20 protein-coding genes are annotated in these 21,740 nt (G+C 71.0%); 8 read left to right on the top strand and 12 right to left on the bottom strand.

What is annotated here, in order from left to right; genetic code table 11:
- The first annotated feature begins 663 nt into the window (after positions 1-663).
- Positions 664-1,230, top strand: coding sequence for an NUDIX hydrolase (locus ACIBF8_RS29415; protein ID WP_396787180.1), 567 nt, complete (start codon positions 664-666; stop codon positions 1,228-1,230).
- Between the two features lie 3 nt (positions 1,231-1,233).
- On the opposite strand, the gene ACIBF8_RS29410 is transcribed toward ACIBF8_RS29415, so the two are convergent.
- On the bottom strand, positions 1,234-2,643 hold the full coding sequence (locus tag ACIBF8_RS29410; protein ID WP_396787179.1) for a helix-turn-helix domain-containing protein: 1,410 nt from the start codon (positions 2,641-2,643) through the stop codon (positions 1,234-1,236).
- Positions 2,644-2,754: 111 nt separating this feature from the next.
- Between ACIBF8_RS29410 and ACIBF8_RS29405 the strand changes: the two genes are divergently transcribed.
- Positions 2,755-3,129: a hypothetical protein gene (locus ACIBF8_RS29405; protein ID WP_396787178.1), complete on the top strand. Its 375-nt coding sequence runs from the start codon at positions 2,755-2,757 to the stop codon at positions 3,127-3,129.
- 318 nt (positions 3,130-3,447) lie between these two features.
- Here ACIBF8_RS29405 and ACIBF8_RS29400 read toward each other — a convergent pair whose 3' ends face one another.
- Positions 3,448-3,726 carry a hypothetical protein gene (locus ACIBF8_RS29400; protein ID WP_396787177.1) on the bottom strand — a complete coding sequence of 93 codons (279 nt, stop codon included), beginning with the start codon at positions 3,724-3,726 and terminating at the stop codon, positions 3,448-3,450.
- A 229-nt stretch (positions 3,727-3,955) separates the two neighbouring features.
- Positions 3,956-4,561 carry a CGNR zinc finger domain-containing protein gene (locus tag ACIBF8_RS29395; protein ID WP_396787176.1) on the bottom strand — a complete coding sequence of 202 codons (606 nt, stop codon included), beginning with the start codon at positions 4,559-4,561 and terminating at the stop codon, positions 3,956-3,958.
- 128 nt (positions 4,562-4,689) lie between these two features.
- On the opposite strand from ACIBF8_RS29395, the gene ACIBF8_RS29390 reads away from it, so the two are divergent.
- The 4 genes from ACIBF8_RS29390 (at position 4,690) to ACIBF8_RS29375 (ending at position 8,707) form a co-directional block, all read left to right on the top strand.
- The gene (locus tag ACIBF8_RS29390) at positions 4,690-5,898 is read left to right on the top strand and encodes an MFS transporter (RefSeq protein ID WP_396787175.1); all 1,209 of its coding nucleotides are present in this window, start codon (positions 4,690-4,692) and stop codon (positions 5,896-5,898) included.
- 226 nt (positions 5,899-6,124) lie between these two features.
- A complete protein-coding gene (locus tag ACIBF8_RS29385) occupies positions 6,125-7,195 on the top strand; it encodes a hypothetical protein (RefSeq protein WP_396787174.1) in 1,071 nt (356 codons plus the stop codon).
- A 199-nt stretch (positions 7,196-7,394) separates the two neighbouring features.
- Positions 7,395-8,000, top strand: coding sequence for a response regulator transcription factor (locus ACIBF8_RS29380; RefSeq protein WP_396787173.1), 606 nt, complete (start codon positions 7,395-7,397; stop codon positions 7,998-8,000).
- An 89-nt stretch (positions 8,001-8,089) separates the two neighbouring features.
- Positions 8,090-8,707, top strand: a complete 618-nt coding sequence (locus ACIBF8_RS29375) for a response regulator transcription factor (protein WP_396787172.1) — start codon at positions 8,090-8,092, stop codon at positions 8,705-8,707.
- A gap of 23 nt (positions 8,708-8,730) precedes the next feature.
- On the opposite strand, the gene ACIBF8_RS29370 is transcribed toward ACIBF8_RS29375, so the two are convergent.
- The 8 genes from ACIBF8_RS29370 to ACIBF8_RS29335 form a co-directional block, all read right to left on the bottom strand.
- Entirely contained in the window at positions 8,731-10,500 is a 1,770-nt protein-coding gene (locus ACIBF8_RS29370; protein WP_396787171.1) for an ATP-binding cassette domain-containing protein, read from the bottom strand.
- Positions 10,497-12,224, bottom strand: coding sequence for an ABC transporter ATP-binding protein (locus tag ACIBF8_RS29365; protein WP_396787170.1), 1,728 nt, complete (start codon positions 12,222-12,224; stop codon positions 10,497-10,499). The genes ACIBF8_RS29370 and ACIBF8_RS29365 overlap by 4 nt, the downstream gene beginning before the upstream one ends.
- 72 nt (positions 12,225-12,296) lie before the next feature.
- The gene (locus ACIBF8_RS29360) at positions 12,297-12,416 is read right to left on the bottom strand and encodes a SapB/AmfS family lanthipeptide (protein ID WP_013734295.1); all 120 of its coding nucleotides are present in this window, start codon (positions 12,414-12,416) and stop codon (positions 12,297-12,299) included.
- A 5-nt stretch (positions 12,417-12,421) separates the two neighbouring features.
- Positions 12,422-15,013, bottom strand: a complete 2,592-nt coding sequence (lanKC, locus tag ACIBF8_RS29355) for a class III lanthionine synthetase LanKC (RefSeq protein ID WP_396787169.1) — start codon at positions 15,011-15,013, stop codon at positions 12,422-12,424.
- Between the two features lie 251 nt (positions 15,014-15,264).
- Positions 15,265-16,059 (bottom strand): serine hydrolase, encoded by a 795-nt coding sequence (locus ACIBF8_RS29350; protein ID WP_396787168.1) that lies wholly within the window; start codon positions 16,057-16,059, stop codon positions 15,265-15,267.
- Complete coding sequence (locus tag ACIBF8_RS29345) at positions 16,052-16,408, bottom strand: hypothetical protein (RefSeq protein ID WP_396787167.1); 357 nt, start codon at positions 16,406-16,408, stop codon at positions 16,052-16,054. The genes ACIBF8_RS29350 and ACIBF8_RS29345 overlap by 8 nt, the downstream gene beginning before the upstream one ends.
- 293 nt (positions 16,409-16,701) lie before the next feature.
- Positions 16,702-17,202, bottom strand: a complete 501-nt coding sequence (locus tag ACIBF8_RS29340; protein WP_396787166.1) for a SigE family RNA polymerase sigma factor — start codon at positions 17,200-17,202, stop codon at positions 16,702-16,704.
- Positions 17,195-18,055, bottom strand: coding sequence for a hypothetical protein (locus ACIBF8_RS29335; RefSeq protein WP_396787165.1), 861 nt, complete (start codon positions 18,053-18,055; stop codon positions 17,195-17,197). Before ACIBF8_RS29335 ends, ACIBF8_RS29340 begins: the two co-directional genes overlap by 8 nt.
- A gap of 321 nt (positions 18,056-18,376) precedes the next feature.
- Here ACIBF8_RS29335 and ACIBF8_RS29330 point away from each other — a divergent pair, with 321 nt between their 5' ends.
- Positions 18,377-19,702 carry a carbohydrate-binding protein gene (locus ACIBF8_RS29330; RefSeq protein ID WP_396787164.1) on the top strand — a complete coding sequence of 442 codons (1,326 nt, stop codon included), beginning with the start codon at positions 18,377-18,379 and terminating at the stop codon, positions 19,700-19,702.
- A gap of 121 nt (positions 19,703-19,823) precedes the next feature.
- Here ACIBF8_RS29330 and ACIBF8_RS29325 read toward each other — a convergent pair whose 3' ends face one another.
- A complete protein-coding gene (locus ACIBF8_RS29325) occupies positions 19,824-20,723 on the bottom strand; it encodes a LysR family transcriptional regulator (protein ID WP_396787163.1) in 900 nt (299 codons plus the stop codon).
- Between the two features lie 91 nt (positions 20,724-20,814).
- Between ACIBF8_RS29325 and ACIBF8_RS29320 the strand changes: the two genes are divergently transcribed.
- On the top strand, positions 20,815-21,738 hold the full coding sequence (locus tag ACIBF8_RS29320) for a DMT family transporter (RefSeq protein ID WP_396787162.1): 924 nt from the start codon (positions 20,815-20,817) through the stop codon (positions 21,736-21,738).
- Positions 21,739-21,740: the final 2 nt, after the last annotated feature.

Raw genomic sequence — 21,740 nt, 5'->3', positions numbered from 1 at the left:
CCGCCCAGTCCTCCACGCTCAGCACCTCCCGATGCTTCAGGAGGTGGTCCCGATTCAGCCGGAACCACATGGTCAGTTTTCAGGCGGAGCCGACACCTGGCACCGCCGGGAGGGCGGCTGACGCCGGAGGCGGGTTCGTGGTGGTGCCACGTCCCGCCGATTGTCGTGTCCTCTCGCGCTCGTCGAACCGGTGACGAAGGCCGGCACGGGTGGGATCCTGGGATGTCGGCATGCGAGCGGTCGCCGCAGGCTGCCCACCGTGTAGGTGTGCGAATCCGGGCCATCGTGGACGGCACTGAAGCCGTGCTGTCGGGTGAACGGCAGCTCGCCGGCTGTGGTCGGTTTCCACTAGTGGACCCCCAAGGACGTCAGCGGACGCTGCGATCTTTGCCGGAAGCACCTTTGTAAGCGAGGCATCAGACAGCGAGGCAGCAAAACTGCACCGCGAGCGTTGATGCGGGTCGGCTTCGAAGGTGAACCAACGACGCCCGGCACCTGCTCGTCGGCGCGGGTTGCCCACCAGTTGGCAGTAGTCGACAGCCCGTGACCGCATCCCCTCAACTGGGGTCGGCGTTGGGTGTCCGTTTCAGGCGTCGCACCGGGAAGTGCGCCCAGGAGGCGTCGCCTACGGCAGGTGGCGGGTTCGGCGCGGATACTGGCGGGGTGGTGAAGAAGCAGGCGACGGAGTTGACCCGGTGGACCATCCACGGCGAGCGGGTCGTGGACGACACCCGGCGGGCGCAATTGAGCATCGCCGAGGTGGAGTTGCCCGACGGGGTGCGCTTTGAGCAGTACGTGATCCGGGCTCCCCGGTCGGCCATGGTCGCCGTGCTCGACGATCAGCAGCGCCTGCTGTTGATGCGGCGGCACCGGTTCGTGTTCGACCGGTGGGTGTGGGAGTTGCCCGGTGGCTACGTCGACGACGAGGAGCAGCCGGCGCAGTGCGCGGTGCGGGAGGTCGAGGAGGAGACCGGCTGGCGGCCTCAAGGGGTGGAGCCGTTGCTGTCCTTCCAACCGTGGGTCGGCACTGCCGACGCCGAGAACCTCCTGTTCCTGGCTCGTAAGGCTGAGCACATCGGCGCACCCTTGGACGTGAACGAGGCGGAGCAGGTCGCGTGGATTCCGCTCGACGAGGCGTACGGGCTGGTGTCCCGGGGTGAGATCGTCGGTGCCGGCACGGTGATCGCGGTGCTGGAGCTGGTCGGGCGTAAGGCCCGGGGAGAGCTGTGACGGTCAGCGCCGCCGACCGAGCGTGGCGTCGATGCGGCCGGTGAAGTGCCGGACGGCGGGTAGCCGCCGGTGCGGAACGAGTTGAGTTTGCAGGTCGCGGAGGTAGCGGACGGCTCTGGCGGACCGTAGCTGGGTGGTCAGGGTCAGGGCTTCTGCGCCGACGGCGCAGGCCCGGTCAGGTTCGCCCTGTTGGGCGTGCACGTTGGCGAGCAGGGCGAGGTTGAAGGCTCGGCCGCGTACGTATCGGTTGTCCATGCGCAGGGACCGGACAGCGAAGCGTTCGGCGTGGGTGTTGCGGCCGAGGGCGTGGAAGCAGTGGCCGAACCTGGCCGACAGGTACGCCTCGTCGAAGTAGCTGAGCCACTGCGGGTCGGTGCTGCGGTCGGCTCGGTCGAGGGCTTGTTCTGCCTGGTGCAGGGCGGCGGCGCAGGCCCGTTCGTCGTTGGCTTTGGCCAGGGCGTGGGCTTCCATGACGTGGGCTTCGGCGGTCAGGACCGGAACCCCGGCGCGGCGGGCGGTCTGGCCGGCGGCGCGGGCGAGGTCAAGGCCGGTGGTGGTGTGGCCGAGGTAGGTGGCCTGGTGGCTCATCGCGGCGAGGATCTCCGCGCCGAGGCCGTCGTCTCCGGCGGCGTGGGCGAAGTCCAGGGCGAGGGTGAGGTACCGCTGGGCGATGCCGTGCTCGGCGGTGTCGTACGCCTGCCATCCGGCGAGTTGAGCCAGTTCGGCGGCGGCGCTGAGCAGCCGCTGACCGGTGCCATGGTCGTAGCGGCCGTCGGTGAGCAGCGGGGTCACCTCCTGGTGGAGGCAACGGACGACGGTGTCGCGGGCATGGCCGCCGCCGTACTGGTTGTCCAACTGGCGGTAGGTCGCGGTCATCGCGCGGATGGTGTCAATCTCGGGTTGACCGACGGTGTTGCGGCCGGATTGGGTGACCGGGGCCGGGTCGGGGGCGGTGAACCAGCGCAGCGCCGGCAGGGTGTAGCCGGCGGAACTGAAGGCCACCTGCCGGAGCACTTCTCGACGGTTCACGTCACCTCGCCAAAGCTCTGCGGCACTGCGTACGTCCTCCTGCCAGGTCCGGTGAACCGGCTCGCTGGGGGTGCGCCGGTCGGGGCCGGTGGGTGGTGCGGTCTGTCGGGGTGCCAGGCCCATCGTGGTGCGCGCCTGGTCGGGCATCCGGCAGCCGTCGGCGATCCGCTCCAGGACGTCTATCGAGGTGACCTTGCGTCCGGCCATGATCCGGCTGACGTAACCCTGTTCCAGCCCGACAGCTGCCCCGACCCGGCTCTGACTCGCCCCGGTGAGACTGGCGATCCAGCGGAACAGTCCGCCGATGTCGCGGGCGGCCAGGGCGGTCAGTACCTCGCCGTGCGACCACGCATCCTCCGGTATTCGCAGCGGATCGAGCCTCACGGCAGCTCCCAGCGTCGCGTTCCGACTACTCAAGGTGTTCAGATCGACAGCCTAGGGCGACCATTCGCACTGGTCGAGCCGTCCCATGTCACCGTGACATGACCGCTGGCCATGGAACGGCCCACCGCCGGCCGGGATGGTCGGCGCATGTCCTTCAATGTCGACAACCCGCCCGAAGAGCCGCCCGCAGAATGCCAGCACCGTCTGCTGTGGCGGTTGGCCCGCGCTCTCTGGGAGGCTCACCGGCCCGACAGCGCCGGCTTCTGCGTGGCCACCGGCTGCTGGCACACGAACCAACGCGACCCCTGCCGGCTGGCCCAACTCGCCCAGGAAGGGATGCGCACCGCGTGCGGCGAAGCCACCCCCGCGTCGCCACCCTGGATCGCCGTCACCCGCGAGCGCCTGGCGGCCGGGGACATCGACCCCGTGGACGCCGTCGCCGAGGCCCTCTGGCACCACCGCCACGCCCGCAGGGCAGGGCGGTGACCGATGGGAGCCATCTGCACCTCGACAGCCTTTCGGGAGTACGCGAAGGCGCAGGTGGCCCATGCGGACATCCTGCTGACCAAGCACGCCGAGTCGGCCCTGAGTCTGTGCCGCTGCGGCCGACTCCACCCCTGCGACGAACACCGCCACTGGCTGGAGATACGCACCCACTTCAGACAGTTCCTCGTCGACGAGCAGTACAGCAGCGAAGTACAGCAACCCTGCCCACCGAACCCGACCCGAAGCGACCCCAGTACGCCGTACGACCTCGGATGACACCCGATCGGACCGGCTCGCCGAGAGTTCAAACAGGAGAGGTCAATCGGCGAACGTGCCATCCGACATCATGATCTCGTCGCGCACCAGCGGAACCAACGCCGACCAGTTCCCGTCATCCACGGCCACCACCATGCGGACACGCCCATCGCCGTCATCGAGGGCGTAGCTGACCACGCTGTACCGCTTGCCGTCTTCGCCGTTGACCTGGCGTACGTTCTTGTCGTCGAGCATCGCGCGCCACTCGCCATAGCTGGCGCGTTGCCATTCAGCCAGACGTGCATCGGCGAGCCGCGCTGCTGTCTCCTTGTTCAGCCCCACGTACTCAGCTTGTCACCCAGACGACGCCCACCCTCGATCACGTGCCCGAAGTAGGGGTAACTACGAGCCGACGCCGGCATCGCGGCGGCCAAGCTGACAGTCGGTCCCCGGACGGACCTGGCCCTGTTGCTGTCGACAGCAACGACGAGAGCAACAGGACCAGACGCAGACGGCCGGGCATGAAGGTCTACGGACCTGTTGCCCATCTGGTGCGGACGAGCTGACGGCGTCAGCGCTCGTCAGGATGGACAAGCGGCCGGGGCTTAGCCCGTCGCGCGGCGACGTAGCGGCGCATCTTCTCGGAAGTCCCGCAGTCGTCCATGCTGCACCAGCGGCGACTGCGGTTCTTGCTCTCGTCGTTGAAGAGGAAACGACAGCCTCGGCATCCCTTGATCCGGTTCAATGCGCCGGTGGTGAGGAGCTGGACCGCCGCGTGCACCACCGGCCGCAGCGGCCGGGCAAGCGTCTGGTCGTCTCGCCAGGTCCATCCGAACGTGCGCCCCCGATCGAGCCGTGCGTGACCGAGCGCGTCCGCTTCGTCGTCGCGCAGCCGGGCCAGCACGGACGTGCTCGGATCCTGGTCGGCGGCCACTGCCCGGAACACCTCGTCGAGATCGTCGCGGACGCGCAGCGATCGTGCGAAGGCGGCGTGGGCGCCATCCGGATCGTCGCGGGACAGCCGGCGCAGCGCCGCCGCCTCCGGCTCGCGGAGTGCACCCGCGTAAGCGGCCCAGGCGACCAGCTCGGGGTAGCCGGTCAGCACGTCGTCGTCCGGGGGGCCGACGGGCGGACCGGAACGGGTGTTGATGAAGTCCAGGGCGAGGTTGCCGCCCACCAATCGCATCCGCGTTACGCCCGCAAGCGTTTCCATCGAAACTCACTTTACCAGTTGACCTGCATCGAGGGACACCACTAGCCTGTTTCCATCATAACTTATTTTGGCGGTAACGACGGGAGGGTCTGATGGGACGCTGGCGGGCAGTGGGGGCGCTGATCGGCTTGTCCGGCGGGACATTCCTGTACACCACCGCCGAGGCGCTGCCGGTCGGGCTGCTGCTCCCGATGGCGGGAGACCTGTCCGTCTCGCCGCCGCAGGTGGGCATGCTCGTCACCGTGTACGGCGCGGTGGTGATGGTCGCCTCGGTCCCGTTGACCGCGCTGGTCCGCCGGGTCCCTCGCCGACGGTTACTGTCGACGCTCCTGCTCGGCTTCGTCGTCAGCAACGCCATCACGGTGCTCGCGAGCACCTTCACGCTGCTCCTGACGGCCAGGATGGTCACCGCGGCGACCCATGCGCTGTTCTGGGCCGTCGTGGTGCCGGCCGCGGCCGAACTGTTCCGACCCGCACTACGCGGGCGGGTGGTCGCGGTCGTGTTCGCCGGCGGCACCGTCGCGTTGGCCCTGGGGGTGCCCGCCGGCACCTGGCTGGGCGAGCGCGCCGGGTGGCGGGCCTCGTTCCTGGCGGTGGCCGGACTCGGCGCGGTCGTTCTCGTCGTGGTGGCCACACTGCTGCCCTCGACCCGGCCGGAAGAGGGGCACGCCGCCCGCGGTGCGACGCCCGACGTCCGACGCTTCTGGCTGCTGGTGGCGGTGGCCGTCCTGGCGACCGCCGGCGCGATCGCCCCCTACACCTATGTCGCCCTCTTCGTCACCGAGATCAGCGGATTCTCCGCCTCGTCAGTCGGGGCCATCCTGTTGGTGCGTGGCATCGCCAGCGTGCTCGGCATCCTCGCCATCGGCGCGCTATTGGACCGTAGCCCGTGGCTCGCCCTGGTCACGACCGTCGCACTGCAATCGGCGGCCCTGGTCACGCTGTCCATTCTCGACCAACGGCCGTCGGTGGCCGTCGGCCTGATCGCGCTGGCCGGGCTGGCGTTCGCCGCGTTCACCGCGGCACTCGGCGGTCTCGTCCTGCAGGTGGCGCCCGGGCGCTCCGACCTCGCCGCCGCCACGGTCTCCGCCGCGGTCAACGTGGGCATCACCGCTGGCGCGTTCGTCGGCGGCCTCGCCCTGCCGAGCCACGGTGTGCGCAGCACGGTGCTGATCGGTGCCCTGCTCGGCGCGGTCGCACTGGTGCTGGCGCTCAGCGAACGAACCATCCGCCCCGCCAGCCGAGGAGACGACGGCAGGCGTCAGCAGTACGCCCCGACGACCGCCCACTCGGCCCGGTAGAGGAACGGCGGCGCCCCTGCTCGGCTCGCCGAGGTAACCGCTGACCATGGCAGTTGAGCACATCAACGGATGCGCCTGCGTGAGTGCCTCGCTACCATGGGTCAGCAATCCAGAGGGAAGGGGTCGTGGCCGCGTGCGAAGTCCCGTCAACGGAACCGCGCCGACGTCTGCGCCCGGCCGATCCGCGCCGCCTGCGGCCGACCGGCTGCGCAGGCTCGCCCGGCGGATGGTGCTGATCGCGGCCGCCATCGGGGCCGGTTTCGTCCTGGCCGCCCTGTTTCAGGGGCCGGCCGCCGCCGACGGGACGCGCGGCGGGTCAGGTGACGAGCCTCATCGGCAGATCGGCGGCCTGGCGGAGCCGATCGCGCGGTTCACGGTCGCCGAGCGCCCCGGCCAGGACCGCCAACGAGCCGCAGGTGACGACGGCCGCCACGACCGGCTTCGTGCCCCGCTGGCAGGGGCCATCGGTGGCGTCGTCGCCGCGCGCGACGCGACACCCCCGACGGGGCCTCGACGGTTGGCGGCCGCGTCGTCGCCCGCCAAGGTGCCGCTGCCCCGGGTCGGCACGTCCGTCCCGGCCGGCGCGGCGGAGCGCGAAAGACTCCGGCCGGCCTCCGTAGCCCGCGCGGCTCAACGTGTCGAAATGTCGCGGCTGGCCACTGATCGAGCGCGACAGCCAGCCAGCGCCGCCCCCGACCCACCCGCGGTGCACGGACCGGCCGATGCGCCCGTGGTGGGCCTGATCACCGCCCCACTGCCGTCCGTCGTCGACATCGTGAGCACAGTGCCGGTCCGGCCCGTTGTCATGGCGCTGCTCGGTGTCGCCGATGCCGTTCTCACCCCCGATCTCGGCGCGGTGATCGTTCCGGCGGCGACGCCTCCACTGCCTGTTCCCCCGGTGCGCGGGCCGGCCGCCGTGCCGGTGACCGCCCCGGCTGCCATACCGACAGTTCCGACGTCACCGGCGAATCCGGCGCTGGCTCCCGTACACGCCGCAGCGCTGCCGACCCCGGCAGCGCCACCGCCGACGTCCGCCGTCGGCCCCGCGCGTGCCATGTCCACGACGCGGCACCTCACCGTGAAGGCGGGACCGGTAACGGCGGAGGGTGACCTTTCGGGGCAACCCGTCGCGCCCGTCGACCAGGATGCCGCTGGTGTCGGTGATGGATCGACGCCCGGGCCGGGGCTGGCCTGGCCGCTCGACCGGCCGTCGCGCCTCGGTGCTGGGCAGCCCTGCGATCTCGTGCCGCTTCTGGTCGAGAGCCGAACTCCGTCTGGGATCGCCCGCCCGGGCTGAGGCGGGTCGACCGACCCGGGTGGCTGGCCCACGGCCTGTTCCACCCGCTGGTCGGTCGATCGGTGCCCGCGCCCGTCCGCCATGGCGGCGCCGTGGGCCGATGCCTACCCGTCTGTAGCGCACGACCGCCTGGCCAGCCCCGTGGAGGTTCCGGGATGGGTGGCCGTCGTGACGCGTACCTGAGATCGGAGAAAACGTGGTGATCCACGTTGTAGTCGCCGAGGACATGGGTTTGCTTCGCGGGGCGCTCTGCGCCGCGCTGTCCCGAGAGGATGACATGGAGGTGGTCGCCGACGTCGAGGGTGTCGGCGAACTTTTGACGGTGGTTCGGCGGTGCCGACCGCAGGTGGTGGTGCTGGCACTGACACCCGAGCTGCCGGACCCGGTGGAGGTGGTCGCCCGGATCGACGTCGAGGCGCCGCACGCCGCCGTGTTGGCGATGAGCCCTCGGTGGAGCCCGGCGCTGGTGGAGGCGGCGCTGGCAGCCGGCGCGCGCGGTCTGGTCGGGAAAGACAGCTCACTGGCCGAGTTGGTGCGGGCCATCCGCGCGCTCGCGGCCGGCGAGCGGGCGATCGACCCGGCCGCGGCGGTGGCGGTGCTGAGTCCCCCGGAGATGCCGTTGACGCCTCGGGAGATGGACGTGCTGCGGATGGCCGCCGAGGGTTTGCCTCTGAAGGAGATCGCCCTCCGCCTGTACCTGGCACACGGGACAGTGCGTAATCACCTGTCGGTGATTCTGCGCAAGACGGGGGCTCGCAACCGGCTGGAGGCGGTGTCACGCGCGCGGCGTAACGGCTGGCTGTAGCTGTCGGGGGGCGGGTCCGGTGGAGATGTCCGGGCCCGCCCCCGTCGCCGTGCGGACCCGCCGGATGCGTGTTTGAATGTTGACGTTGCGTGATCATCATCGGAGTGCGGGAAAGGTTCACCGTGATCCGTACCCTGCTCGCCTTGGACGGTGCCCTGGTGCTGGGCGCGCTGTCGTTCGTCCTCGCCGCCGAGGAGGACATCCGGGTCGTGGCGGAAGTGGATCGTGGCGACGCGGTCTCCGCAGCCGTCCGCGCCCAACGCCCCGACGTGCTGGTGGCCGACCTCGGTTTCGTCGAGGGAGTCGATCCCGACCGCCTCAGCCGGTGTCCCGTCCTGGTGCTTGCCCACCCGCATCGGGCTCGGCGGCTGCGCGGCATGCTCTGCCCGACCAGGGCGGTCGGCCTCCTGCGCAGTGATGCCGCCCCCCAGCGGATCATCGACGGGATCCGCCGGCTCGCTCGCCGGGAGCCCGTGCTCGACGCGGATCTCGTCGTCGCGGCGCTGCGCTCGGACAGCCCGTTGACCAGCCGCGAGACGGAGGTGTTGAGGCTGACGGCCGCGGGGGCGCCGGTCGCGGAGGTGGCGGCGTCGCTCGGGCTCACCCATGGCACCGTCCGCAACCATCTCGGTCGGATCACTCGCAAGGTTGGCGCGCGTACCCGGGTGGAGGCCGTACGGATGGCGGGCGAGGCGGGCTGGATCTGACCGTCGGCGCGGATGCGCGAGGTTCAGCCCTGCCGCGTCGACGCCGCCTGGGGCGGCACCACCGCGTCGTCCCAGCAGCCGACGAGGACCCGGTAGGTGGCCGAGCGGGCCAACAACTGTTCGTGCGTCCCGAGCACGGGCTCATCGCCGTCGAGGACCAGCACCCGACCGGCCCGCAGCGCGGAACTGATCCGGTGTGCGATCACCACGAGGCTGCCGGACCGCCGGGCGAAAGCGCCCTCGACCGTCGCTTCCAGCGCCGGGTCCAGGTGACAGGTCGCCTCGTCGAGGATCACCAGCGGAGCGGGTGCCAACCAGGCTCGGACCGCCGCGATCAGCTGCCGCTCGCCGGCGGAGAGCAGCGCCGGCGCGACCGGCCCGCCCAGGCCGCCCAGGCGGGTCGCCAGGGGGCGCGCGCCGAGCGCGTCGAGGGCGTCCTCCAGTGTGTGATCGTCGGCGTCCGGCCGGAGGTAGCGGAGGTTGTCGGCGAGACTGCCGGTGAAGACGTACGCCTCCTGGGGCACCAGCACCCGCATCCGGGCGAGAACGGCCGGTTCGACCTCGGCGACCGGCGTGCCGGCCAGGTGGACCGCGCCTGCCTGCGGCGGCACCAGACCGGCCAGCAGGGCGGCCAGTGTGGACTTGCCCGCGCCGCTCGGGCCCACCACGGCGAGGTGCTCCCGGTCGGCCAGTGTCAGTGAGAAGTTCTGCAGGACGGGCCGGGCGTGCGGGCCGTAGCGGAAGGTCATTCCCCGGACCTCGACGGCTGGCGAGCGGTCGGTGGGCGGCCGGGATCGGGGCGGCTGGGCGGCGAGGCCCGACGGGCGCTGGTCGTCGGACACCGGGTAGGTGCGCAGGATGTTCTCCAGGGTGACCGCGTAGCGGAGCCCGCCGCCGCCGAGGCCCTGCACGAGGGTGTGCAGGGCGGGTTGCAGCCCGGTGGAGATGTAGATCAGTGCACCCAGCACCGCGCCGGGGGTGAGTCCACGCTCGACCAGCCACGGGGCGGTCACCATCAGCACCAGCAGCGGCAGCCAACCGCCGACGCCGAGGCTGAGGCTGCGGATCGCCGCCATCCGGGCGAGCATGCGTTCGGCGGTGGCCTGCGCCGACACCCAGCGCGCCACCTCGGCCGTCACGCGTGTCTGGGCACCGCAGGACAGCACGTCACGGTGACCGGCCAGCGCGGTCGCCGCCGACTGGCCGAGTTGCTCACCGGCCCGGACGTACGCGCGCTGGTGGGTGACCATCGCCGGCAGCGCGGCGAGGAACACGCCCAGACCGGCGAGCAGCGGCGCGGCGGCCAGCGCCGCCGCCACCGGTGCCAGGGCGAGCAGGCCGAGCAGGGCCGCGCCGGCGGAGAAGAGGAAACCGCGGGTCACCATCAGCAGACCGGCGAAGGTGTCGCGGACGATCTCCATCTGGTGGGTCAGCCGGGTCACGGCGGCGCTGTCCGGGCGGCCACCCGCCCGGGTGGCGTCGCGCAGCGCACCCCGGACCACCCGAGCGGCCACCTCGTCGCGGAACGGCTCGACCACGGCACCGAGGCTCCGGTACGTCCGCCCGGTGGCCGCCGCGCCGACCAGCACGGCCACGGCGAGGACCGCCAACCAGGCCAGCCCGTTGAGGAGACGTCCGGCCAGAAACCCGTCGTCGACGGCACGGGCGACCAGATAACCGGCCAGCAGCGCGGGCAGCGACTCGAGAAGCGACCAGCCGCAGAGTGCGGCGAGCTCCCGCCGGCGGGCCCGCAGCGCCCGCCAGGTCACCCGGCGTACGCCGGGACGGCTCACGACCCACCGCCGGCCGGCTGGAAGACAGCACGGTAGTCCGGGTCGGCCCAGAGTTGCCGGTGCGGTGCCAGGCCGCGCAGCCGGCCGCCATCCAGCCAGGCGACGAGGTCGGCCGCCGCGGCCGCCGCGGTCCGGTGGGTGACCACCAGTCGGGTACGCCCCCCGACCCGCCCGAGCACCGCCTCGGTGATCCGGTGTTCCGTCGCGGTGTCCAGGTTGGACGTCGCGTCGTCCAGGATGAGCAGCCGTTCGGCGGCGAACGCGCGGGCCAGGCCGAGGCGTTGGGTCTCGCCCCCGGAGAGTGGTGTGTCCTCCAGGGGGGTGCGATAACCGCCGGGCAGACGGTCGATCACGTCGGCGACCGCCGCCGTGCGGGCCGCCCGCAGCACCGCCGGCGTGGCCGGGCTCCGATCGGCTGGCGGCGCCGCCGAGTCGACCGGCAAGGCCAAACCGATCGCGTCGTGGACGGTCGCGCCGATCAGCACCGGTCGGTCGAAGGCGTAGCCGACGGCTCGGCGCAACGCCGCCCCGTCGAGGTCCCGCAGCGGCACGCCGTCCAGGCGCACCTCACCGCCGTCCGGGTCGTACAGCCGTCCCGCCACGGCCGCCAGGGTCGACTTGCCGGCACCGGACGCTCCGACGACGGCCACGGTGGCGCCGGCCGGCACGTCGAGGTCGATGCCGTCCAGGACGGGCCGGCCGTCGTCGGCGTGCACGCGCACCCCACGCAGTCGCAGCGCGCCGCCGCCGGGTGGAAGGGGCCGGTCGCCGGCCGGCGTGGCGGGCTGCGTCAGCAGCTCGGCGATCCGGTGTGCTCCCGCGCGGCTGCGGACCAGGTGGTTCAGGGAGGCGAGCACGCCGCCGAGGCCGGCGCCCATCGCCGCGTACCGCACCGCGGCGACCAGTTCCCCCGGCGTGAGCCAGCCGGCGGTCAGAGCGTACCCGCCGACCGCGATGACGCTCAGGTTCAGCAGCGGCGCCACGGCCGAGGTGCGCGCACTCGCCCGGGCCAGCAGTTCCCAGGCGCGCCGGCCGTGCCGGTCCAGCTCCGGCAGGGCCACCAGCACCCGGTCCTCCTCGCGACGGGTGGTTCCGGCGGCGGCGATGGTCCGGGCACCGGTCAGCGACTCCAGCAGTCGGCCGGCGATGGCGCCGAGCACCCGTTGGTACCCGGCGGTCGCGGCCGAGGCGTCGGCCACGAAGGCGCGCATGAGGACGGCGAGCAGGCCGAGACCGACGAGCAGGGTGAGACCGAGGACCGGTTCCATGACGGCGAGCGCGACGACGCTGCCGAGTGGCGGGAGCACCGCCACGGTGGCCAGGACGACGGCGTTGCCAGCCTGTCCCGCGTCGGCGGCCTGGCCGACCAACCGGCCGACGAGATCACCCACCGGGTGTCGGCGGGTGGCGCGGACGTCCAGGGCGAACAGGTGACGCAGTAGGCGCCGGCGTAGCCCGGCGGTGGCGCGCGCCGCACCGAACCCACTGGCCAGGTCCGTCAGGGTGTCGACGCCGATGAGGACGACGACCAGGGCGCAGGCGGACACCGCCCACCAGCCGGAGCCGCCGGCGAGGGCGGCGTCGACGGCGCGGCCGAGGGCCGCGGGTAGCAACAGCTCGGCGGCCGCGCCGAGCAGCGCGACCGCCGCGAGTCCGGCGGTCCAGCCGCCGCCCGCCAGGACCGTCCGCCGGAGCAACCTGTCCCCCATGGCGAACGTCGGCATCGGTCCTCCCGTTGGTACGCGGTCGCCCTGGGTGGGCACGTCTACCCACCCAGGGCCCCACGTGTGCGTGGATCAGTTGCAGGTCGTGACGGAGAGCGAGCTGTCGCCGCAGAGCAGCAGGCTCGCCCGGCTACCGCCACCGGTGCGGTCGGCCGGAGCCATCTCCAGGCCCTGGAGGTCCAGAAGTGCCATGTCGTTCACCTCCCTTCCATCCGTTCGCCGATCAGGTCGCCCCCGCTGTCGCGAGGGAGTCTCTGCGCGCCCGGCAGGGGCGCGAGGAAGGGCAGCGCGGGCGGCTGGTCGTGCCGCGCGCTGGCCAGCGCGTACAGCACGCCGGCGGTGCCGGTGCCGAAGTCCATGGAGAGCCGCAGCAGCTGCTCGCCGGGGAATGCGGTCCCCTCCCGGTACGGCAGCGCGTGCCAGGACAGCCGGTCCAGCTGGGCGTCGAGTTCGCGGCGGTCGGCATCGTCAGTCGAGGCGGCGAGGTAGGCGATGATGCCGGCCCGGCCGGCGAAGAGCCCGGACTGTGCGTAGAACGGTGAGCGGGCCGCACGACGGATTCCCGCGCTCGCCTCGGTGAACCGGTCATCGGCCCGGTGGCGCAGGTACTGGTCGAGGACCAGTCCGATACCGACGCTGCCGTGCGCCAGGTAGGGCATGGTGCGCCAGCCCTCGTTGACCTCCAGGGCGCCGTCCGGGCGTAGCACACACCGGCGCAGATCCTGACGCAAGGCCGTGGCGGCGTGCCCCAACAGCTCGTCGTCGCCGCTGAGCTCGTAGAGCCGCAACAGCATCAACGCCGGTCCGGTCCGGCCGCGCAGCAGCCCGGCGTACGGGTTACGTCCACCGCTGACGTCCGGGCCTGGGTCGTCAGCCAGTTGCTCGATCACTCGTTCGGCCGCCCGCCACGCGGCGGCGCGCAACGACACCTCCCCGGTACGCGCGGCCAACTCGGCCAGGTTGAGCGCGATCCCGGACAGTCCGCTCGCCAGGCTGTGGTCGAGCCCGTCCAGGGGTTCCCGCAGGCAGATGTCGAGAACGTCCAGCGCGTCCTGCCGGCGTCCGAGGTGAACGAGCGCGTAGGCGACGCCATGCAGCCCGTCGTAGAAGCCGCAGCGGGTGCCGGACGGGGGTGCCGTAGCCCGTCGCACCAGCCAGTCCTCGTGGTCGGGCCACCGCCCGGCGCCGCTCTTGTGGAGCGCGTACAGCACACCAGCCGCGCCGTGGGCGAGGTTGAGGCCGCCGCTACGGAACTGCTCGATGTCACCGGGAAAGAGCCGGTCGTCGCGCTCGGGAGTGGCGCTGGCCACGATCGCGGTCGTCAGCCGGTCCCGCACGGTGCGCCAGTCGTCCGCGCCGATTCGCGGGTCCGCGGTGACAAGCGGACCACCGGTGATCTCCTCGACCGCCGGATCGAGGAAGGACCTCGGCACCGGGAAGTTCGCGCTGATGATGTCGGCCAGGTGAGTCACCTTCGCCGGGGCGAGCCGGACCAGTTGGGTCAGGGGCAGGAACAGCGCCAACCGCAGGCACGCCAGGGCGTACCGGTCGACCGCCGGCCCGGTCCGGTCCCTCGGTGCCGCGAAGCCCTGGTTGCGCAGTCCGGGTCGGCGGTGCCCGGCGATCGGGGCGGCCACCTCGAAGTCGACCAGGGCGATCCGGTCATCCGGCCGGACCATGACGTTGAACAGGTGCAGGTCGCCGTAGACCAGGCCGCGCTCGTGGATCGCCGCCACGACGGATTCGACCTGCTCGTAGATCTGGCGGGCCCACCGGGCGTACGCCGCCCGGTCGTCGTCTGTCGCGTCGGCGTCGATCAACGGGTACCGGTCCACCAGCACCTTGTTCAGCGGTCGACCTTCGATGAACTCAAGCGCGAGGAACCGGTGCTCACCGAGGACGAACTCGTCGTGCACCCGCGGCACCTGCGGCAGGTCGGCGAGTTGCCGCAGGGCCTCCGCCTCGCGGACCAGCCGGGCGACGGCGTCGGTGCCGTCGGCGTCCAGGCCGGCGTGCGGTCGGGCCTCCTTCAGCACCACCTCGGTGTCGGTACGCAGGTCCCGGCCCACGTACAGCCCGCCGCCGTTGGAAAAGTGGATCACCCGCTCGATCCGGTACGGCACCTCGTTGGTGCTGGTGTCGTTGCGGGCGGCCAGGTGCGGGCCGAGGAAGTCGGGCAGGGCGATCCAGGACGGTACGTGAAAGACGGGCTCGCGGCGGTCCGGCACCAGCGTGCCGGAGTCGTCCTCGATCGCCGGCACCACCTGGCCGTCGGGAGAGTGGCAGTAGCGGGCGGCGAAGCCGCCGTAGCGTACGTAGACCGGCCCGGCGCCGTAGCGGAGGTCACTGAGGATGTACGGACCGGGCTCGCCGGTGAGGAGTTCGTCGAGCTCCTTGCAGGCCAGCTCCAGCTCCGCGTCGTCGCGGGGATAGACCGTGATGAACTTTCCGCTGGCGGCCCGGGCGGCGTACTTGGAATTGCGCAGCAGCAAGGTGCGCGGACCGCGCAGGAACTTGAAGGACAGGCCGCGGGGGACGCAGTAGTTCCAGACCGCGTCCAGCACCCGTTCGGCGTTCGCCAGACCCGCCGACACGTGAATCTTCCAGCCCTGCTGCGGCAGCGCGCCGCCGTCGGGCGCGTAGATCAGCCAGTCGTCGAGCGGCTCGCGGCGCCAGCCGGTCGGCGTCGGCCGGTCGGCGGCCGGGAAGACGGGCTGTGCGACGGCGCTGCCGAGCGAGTCGTAGAACAGCCGATCTGCGGCGCAGTAGCTGTCGTAGCGTTCGTCCACCGTCCCGCCGCCCCTCGGACTCGGCCGGCTGTTGTTCCGGCGTCGAATCGAGTCTCATCGACAGGGCGTAGCGGGCTCCAGTGCGCTTAGTCACGACGTTCGATGCGGGGTGCACAGGTACTCAATGACATTAGTCAGGTCCGCTCGGCAGTGGCGGCGCGCATCTCCTTGAGCACGTACGTGGCGGCCTTCTCGACGACGCGGACGCCCTCTTCCTGGCTCACGTGATGGTCGGAGAGCACAGCGATCAACTAGTCATGCCGGGCGTCGACGATCCGCCCGATGCTGTTGACCAGCCAGCGGCCACCGTCGACATCAACGGTGTCCCACCCGTTCTTGACGTAGGCGGCAGGAGTGCCCGGCTCCCGCGCGGCGGTGACTCCCCATCGTTGCTCGGGGATCACCTTCTTCATGAGGCCCATGATGAAGGCACGGTCCTGCGGGGTCAGCGGTCCCGTCGGCGACGTCAGTGCGGTCAGCAGACGGAGTTGGTCGGCAGCCGTGGTCGTGGTGAGCCCCCAGTGCACGTTGGGTCTGGTCTCAGGCAGACCGAGTGCGCGGTTCGCGGCGGTGAGACCGCGCACGCCCTCGATCTTCTGCCACAGGGCTACGGCCGCGTCATTGTCACTGGAGACGATCATGGCTTCGGCCAACCGTCGGGTGTCAGAACTCAGCGCCTTGCCCTGCGGTTTCTGGCGTAGCAGAAGGGCGGCGAGGATGTTGACCTTGACGATGCTGGCGGTCTCGAACCGTTTGGTGCCGACCGTCACCACAGCCGTTCCTTGTCGATCCAGCGCCGCGACCGCCAGGTGGCCGTCGTACCGCTGCACGTAGGCCTTGATGCGCGTTCTCGCCTGGTCGATGCGGTCGACGGCCGGCGTCGTGGGGATCGGAATGGTCGGGGACGAATCGTGCGATGGGCCGGTTTCGTCGTCGCCGCGATCGCGCGTGGCGCCGAAGGCGGCCGTCGCGACCCCGGCGAGAGACATGGTGATCGCGGAGACGACCCAACGGCGTGGCAGCTGTCGACCTTTTCGCTCAGCCAAGACGAGCCACCACCCTCGCCGCGATCGAGTCCACCGCGGCCTGGCCACCCGGGTCGGGCAGGCTGACCGTCGAGACCGTCTCGCCTCGTCTCAGCATCACGAAGTACGTGACGGTGTTCGGGATGTCGGCATGCTCGATGCGACCTCGGATGAGCAGGCCGGCGCCGTCGAGATACTGCGGATCGACGATGTCGAAGGAGACCTGCGAGCCGAGGACCAGATAGCTCGCGCACCGCCGCAGGACTGAACGGACGTCATCGACGTTCCGCTCGGCCCACCCAGGCTCGTACGTCTCCACGACGTGGTAGGCCCGCGAAGAGCCGTCGGACGGCCGGTAGTAGCGCTCCACTCCGGGCTCCCCCCGATGACACCCGGCGGCCATCACCATCAGGGCCGAGAGGACCGCCGACAGGACGGCGACCGAGCCTCGGCCGCTGCCGCGAATCCGGCCTCGACACGTCGTGCTGCTCGATACGGACACCATGGACCTCCCCCAACGCAGATGTCTGCCACCGCAGGTCGCGCTTGAGGCGACGATGCGGGGTGGCACGCTCCTCGCCGCCGCGCCACGGGCGCGGCAGTTGCTGCCCGGCGGCCCGACAGCACCGGGATCCGCAGCACCCTGGTGGCGGACGGGACCGGTCAATGGCGTTCCTCGGCGAACAGCTCGGAACGCGTCTCGCCGAGCAGGCCGCGCAGACGGTTGAGGGAGCGCATGCTCTGGCTCTTGACGACCGCGGTCGAGACACCCATAACCTCGGCGACTGTCTCCACGCTCAGGTCGTCCCAGTAGCGCAGGACGATGATCGCCCGATCCCGCAACGGCAGGGTGGCGACCGCGTCCAGCAACGTCATGCGCAGCTCCGCCGGATGCTCCTCGCCCCGATCCGGGGGCGCCGACATCGCCAGTTCGCGGCTGGAACGACGCCGCTGATGGTCGAGCATGCAGCGCAGCAGTATCTTGCGGGCGTACGCGTGGGGGTCGTCGGCCCGGCGGACCCGCCTCCAGTTGGCGTACACCTTGGCCAGCGTCGTCTGGGTGAGGTCCTGAGCCAGATGCCAGTCGCGGCACATCAGGAACGCGGCATCGCGCAGGCGGCCGGCGGCCGCCTGCGCGAACGTCACGAAGTCTTCGTCAGCCATCGAACCGGGCCAGCGTCGGGAACCGCTTGGCACCGGCGACGACGAACTCGGCCGGCATTTTCGTCCCCCAGTTCGGGTTGGCGGCAATCTCGGCCGCCTCCCGCACGGAGAGAACGGGCCGGGCCGGCGACTCCCCCTTGCCCTTCAAGGACAGACAGGTGGAGATCATCAAATCGATCTGGAGGCCACCGCGGTGGTGCACGGTGACGATCCTGTTCTGTACGCAGTTGTCGGGTACTTCGGTCAGCTCCACCGTCCCCGGGGCCGGATCGCCGCCGAGGTTGTCCTGGTAAATGGCGAGCCGCAGCATGCCCGGTCCTGCGCCTCGATCCAGGTAGAGCTGGACGTACGGCATGCCGGGGCCCGCCCCGCTGCTCTGCAGGCTCGCATAACCGCTGGCCTTCCCCCTGGGCAGCAGCCGGGTCAGCAGTTCCAGGGCGGCCTGCGGTGTGGTGGTCAGCAGGTCACCGTCCGGCCCCGCCCCGATCCGCACGTTGTCGATCACCGTGGTCGAGGGAGTCGGCGGCACCAACCGAGCGGGGGCTCCCCCCTGCTCCTCGTCGGGGGACTCGGTCGGGGACGGTGTGCCGGTGCCGACCGGCCCATCCGACGAACCGAGGTTCAGCCCGCCGGGCTGACCGGCGTCATCCACGCCGACGCCGAGCGGCCCGACGGCCAGGCCGATCACGAGCAGCAGCGCCAACGCCGATCCGCCGGCGCCGAGCTGCGCCAGGCGGCGCCGGCGACGCAGTCGGCGGCCCTGTACCACCGACTGCTGGACCAGATCACCCAACGGCGGGCCGGGGTGTCGGGCCAGGTCATCCCTGAAACGCCCACGAATGTCGCCGCCCATGTCCTCGCCCCTCCTCGGCCGACCGCCCGCCGTGGCGATCCGTCACCTGCCCTGACGGGTTGGCCAGCCGATTTGGTTACCGCCGTTCGGCGTGAATTTTCAGCCATCCCTGCCGGCCGACGCGGCGCTGTCACCAGGTGTGCGACCAGCTACGAGCAGTAGCGTCGGTTCGCTGCGGGCTGCGGCTCCAGATCGGATTCGGGCCGCAGGCCACCTCCGCACTCCCCCAACTTCCCGGGATCTGTAAACAACCCTTGATATTAAACTTCACGGACGTCAATATGTGGAGGTCGCGGGTCGTCGAAGCCTGGGGAGTGAGCCATGAGAAGCCGTCGGATCTTCGCAGTACTGGCCGGGGCGGCGATGACCGTCACGGCCGCTGTCGCCTTCGTCCCCAGCAGCATGGCGGCGGTGTCCTCGGCGAACGCCGCCCCGATGGTCGCCTGCACCGCCCCGGCCTGGGCCGAGGGCACCACCTACCAGGCGGGCGCCCAGGTCACCTACGGCGGCCGGCTCTACCAGGCACTGGTCACCCACACCGCGCACCCCGGCGCCGGCTGGAACCCCGCCGCCACACCGTCGCTCTGGCGTGACCTCGGCGCGTGCTCGGGAAGCACTCCGCCGCCCACCACCCCGCCACCGACGACCCCGCCACCGACCACACCTCCCCCCACCACGCCGCCGCCGACCGGTGGGACCTGCGCGGTGAAGTCGCGTCCCACCGGCAAGGTGTTGCAGGGCTACTGGGAGAACTGGGATGGCGCCTCCAACGGCGTACACCCCGGACTCGGCTGGATCCCGATCACCGACAGCCGGCTCAACCAACACGGCTACAACGTGATCAACGCGGCGTTCCCGGTGATCCGCTCGGACGGCACAGTCCTCTGGGAGAACGGCATGGACGCCGGCGTGAAGGTCGCCACCCCGGCCGAGATGTGCCAGGCCAAAGCGGCCGGCGCCACCATCCTGATGTCGATCGGCGGTGCCGCCGCAGGCATCGACCTCAGCTCCACCGCGGTCGCCGACCGGTTCATCGCGACGATCGTGCCGATCCTGACCGCCTACCACTTCGACGGCATCGACATCGACATCGAGACCGGCCTCACCGGCAGCGGAAACATCAACACCCTGTCCACGTCGCAGGCCAACCTGATCCGGATCATCGACGGCGTGCTGGCCCGGATGCCCTCGAACTTCGGCTTGACCATGGCACCGGAGACGGCCTACGTCACCGGCGGCAGCGTGGTCTACGGCTCGATCTGGGGCTCCTACCTGCCGATCATCAAGAAGTACGTGGACAACGGCCGGCTCTGGTGGCTGAACATGCAGTACTACAACGGCAGCATGTACGGCTGCGCCGGCGACTCGTACCCGGCGGGCACCGTGCAGGGCTTCACGGTGCAGACGCAGTGCCTGAACAACGGCCTCACCATCCAGGGCACCACCATCCGCGTGCCGTACGACAAGCAGGTCCCGGGCCTGCCCGCGCAGACCGGGGCGGGCGGTGGCTACATGTCGACGTCGTTGGTCACGCAGGCCTGGAACTCCGTGCCCGGCCTCAAGGGCCTGATGACCTGGTCGGCGAACTGGGACGGGTCGAAGGGATGGACCTTCGGCGACAACGTGAAGCGGCTGCAGGGCCGCTGACGGGTGACGTCGCCGGTACCCGCGCTGCGCTCAGCTGACGTCACAGCTGGTGGAGGGGTCGAACAGCGGACCACCGCTGCGGCTTCGTTCGCGAGGTGCCTACCCAACCATCCGACCCTACCTACTCCCTCGCGGCGTCGATGAGGGCGTCGATCAGCGCGCGCGGTGCGGGCTGGCTCAGTACCGTCTCCCGAACCGCGGCGTAGATCGTCCTGATCGGCTCTGGGCGGCGAACCTGGCGGATGGCGACCCCCGGGTGATGGGTGCCCAGTCCGAGGCGGGGAATGAGGCCAACTCCGAGGCCAGCCGCGACGAATGCCTGAGCCGTGGCGTAGTCCTCCGACTTCGCCACGACGTTCGGGCTGAAGCCCGCCGCGGCACAGGCGTCGATGATGGGTTCCAGACAGGGGCCGGGAGGCTCGCTGCCGACCCACGGTTCGCCGGCGAGGTCGGCCAGATCGATCACCTCTCGCGCGGCGAGCGGATGCCCGGTGGGCAGCACGGCCTGGTAGGGGTCACCGAGCAGGTGCACCAGCCGGAGGCGGTTGCCCTGGTGGCTCTCGTCGCCGGGTCGGCCAACAACGATGGCCAGGTCGGTGCTGCCCTGCTCCAACTCGGACAGTGGATCATCCGGATCGGTCAGCTTGGGATCGATCAGCACGCCGGGGTGTTCGCGCCGGAGTCGGGCGACAGCGGGCGCCAGCAGGTTCGGGCCGATGGAGGCGAAGTAGCCGATCCTCAGTCGGCCCGTACGTCCCATGCGCAGGTCGGCCAGGGCCGTCTCGGCCTCGGCGACATGCTGGCTGATGACGGCCGCGTGTCTGGTGAGCAGGCGGCCCGCCGCCGTGGGCTGTACACCCCGGCCCACTCGTTCGAGCAGCGCGACCCCGGCCTCCTTTTCCAGCGCCGCCACCTGCTGGCTCACCGCGGAGGGGGTGTACCCGAGGTGCGCCGCCGCCGCGGTCACCGACCCGCTGGTGACCACCGCACGCAGCACCTGCATGCGTCTCACGTCGAGCATGTAGCTGAGCTTAACTCTCGTGCAGAAACTTTCGCTTTTGCTTTGTGGTCGGGCCCGGCACTGTTCCTGCGGACGGATCAAGGAGGTCAGGATGACTGGTGCCGTGAGCAGGACATGGGCATGGATACGGGTGAGCGTGCTCGCCCTGCTGTGGGGATCCACCTTCCTCTGGATCGAGCTGGCCCTGGACGCCCTGACCCCGGTCCAGGTCACCATCAGTCGGTGCGCCCTCGGGTCGGCTGCTCTGCTGATCGCATGCCTGACCGCAGGTCGACGACTCCCCCGGGATGCGAGAACCTGGGGTCACCTGCTGGTGGCTGCCTTCTTCTGTAACGCTCTGCCGTTCGCCATGTTCAGCATCGGCCAGCAGACCATCGACTCCGGGGTGGCCGGCGTACTGAACGCGACGACCCCGCTGTGGTCCGTGCTGATCGGCGTCCTGAGCAAGTCCGAACGTGGAATCCGGCCGGTCCGGCTGGGCGGTCTCCTGCTGGGGTTCGCCGGAGTTGTCATGATCTTTGCGCCATGGCAGCTCACCGGGCCGGTCGGGTGGGCCGCTCTCGCTATCGTCGTCGCGGCCGCCAGCTACGCCGTCGGCTTCGCCTACATCGGCCACCACCTGGTCGGCAGGGGCATCCCCACCATCTCGCTGTCCACGGCGCAGCTCATCGCGGCGACCGGCCTGACCGCGCTGACCCTGCCGGCCGGTGGTCTGACGCCGATCGAGATCAGCCCGAAGACGCTGATCACCGTCGTGATCCTGGGCGTTGTCGCCACCGGGGCCACCTTCCACCTCACCTACCGGATCATCGCCGCCGAAGGCGCCACCAATGCGGCGACCGTCGGCTACCTACTCCCGGTGGTCTCGGTAGCGCTCGGGGCCGTCGTGCTCGACGAGGCACTCAGTCTCCGGATCGCGGCCGGGATGGTGGTCGTACTCGTCGGCGTCGGCCTGACCCGCCGACCCGAACGGCCGCCATCGGTACCGGTGGCGGCTCCACTGTCTGTGAGGTGAGC

Origin of the sequence: Micromonospora sp. NPDC050276 (genome assembly GCF_044459545.1) — a bacterium.
Classification (GTDB): Bacteria; Actinomycetota; Actinomycetes; order Mycobacteriales; family Micromonosporaceae; genus Micromonospora.
The sequence above is the reverse complement of the archived record's forward strand: the minus strand, read 5'-3'. Positions and strand labels throughout refer to the sequence as shown.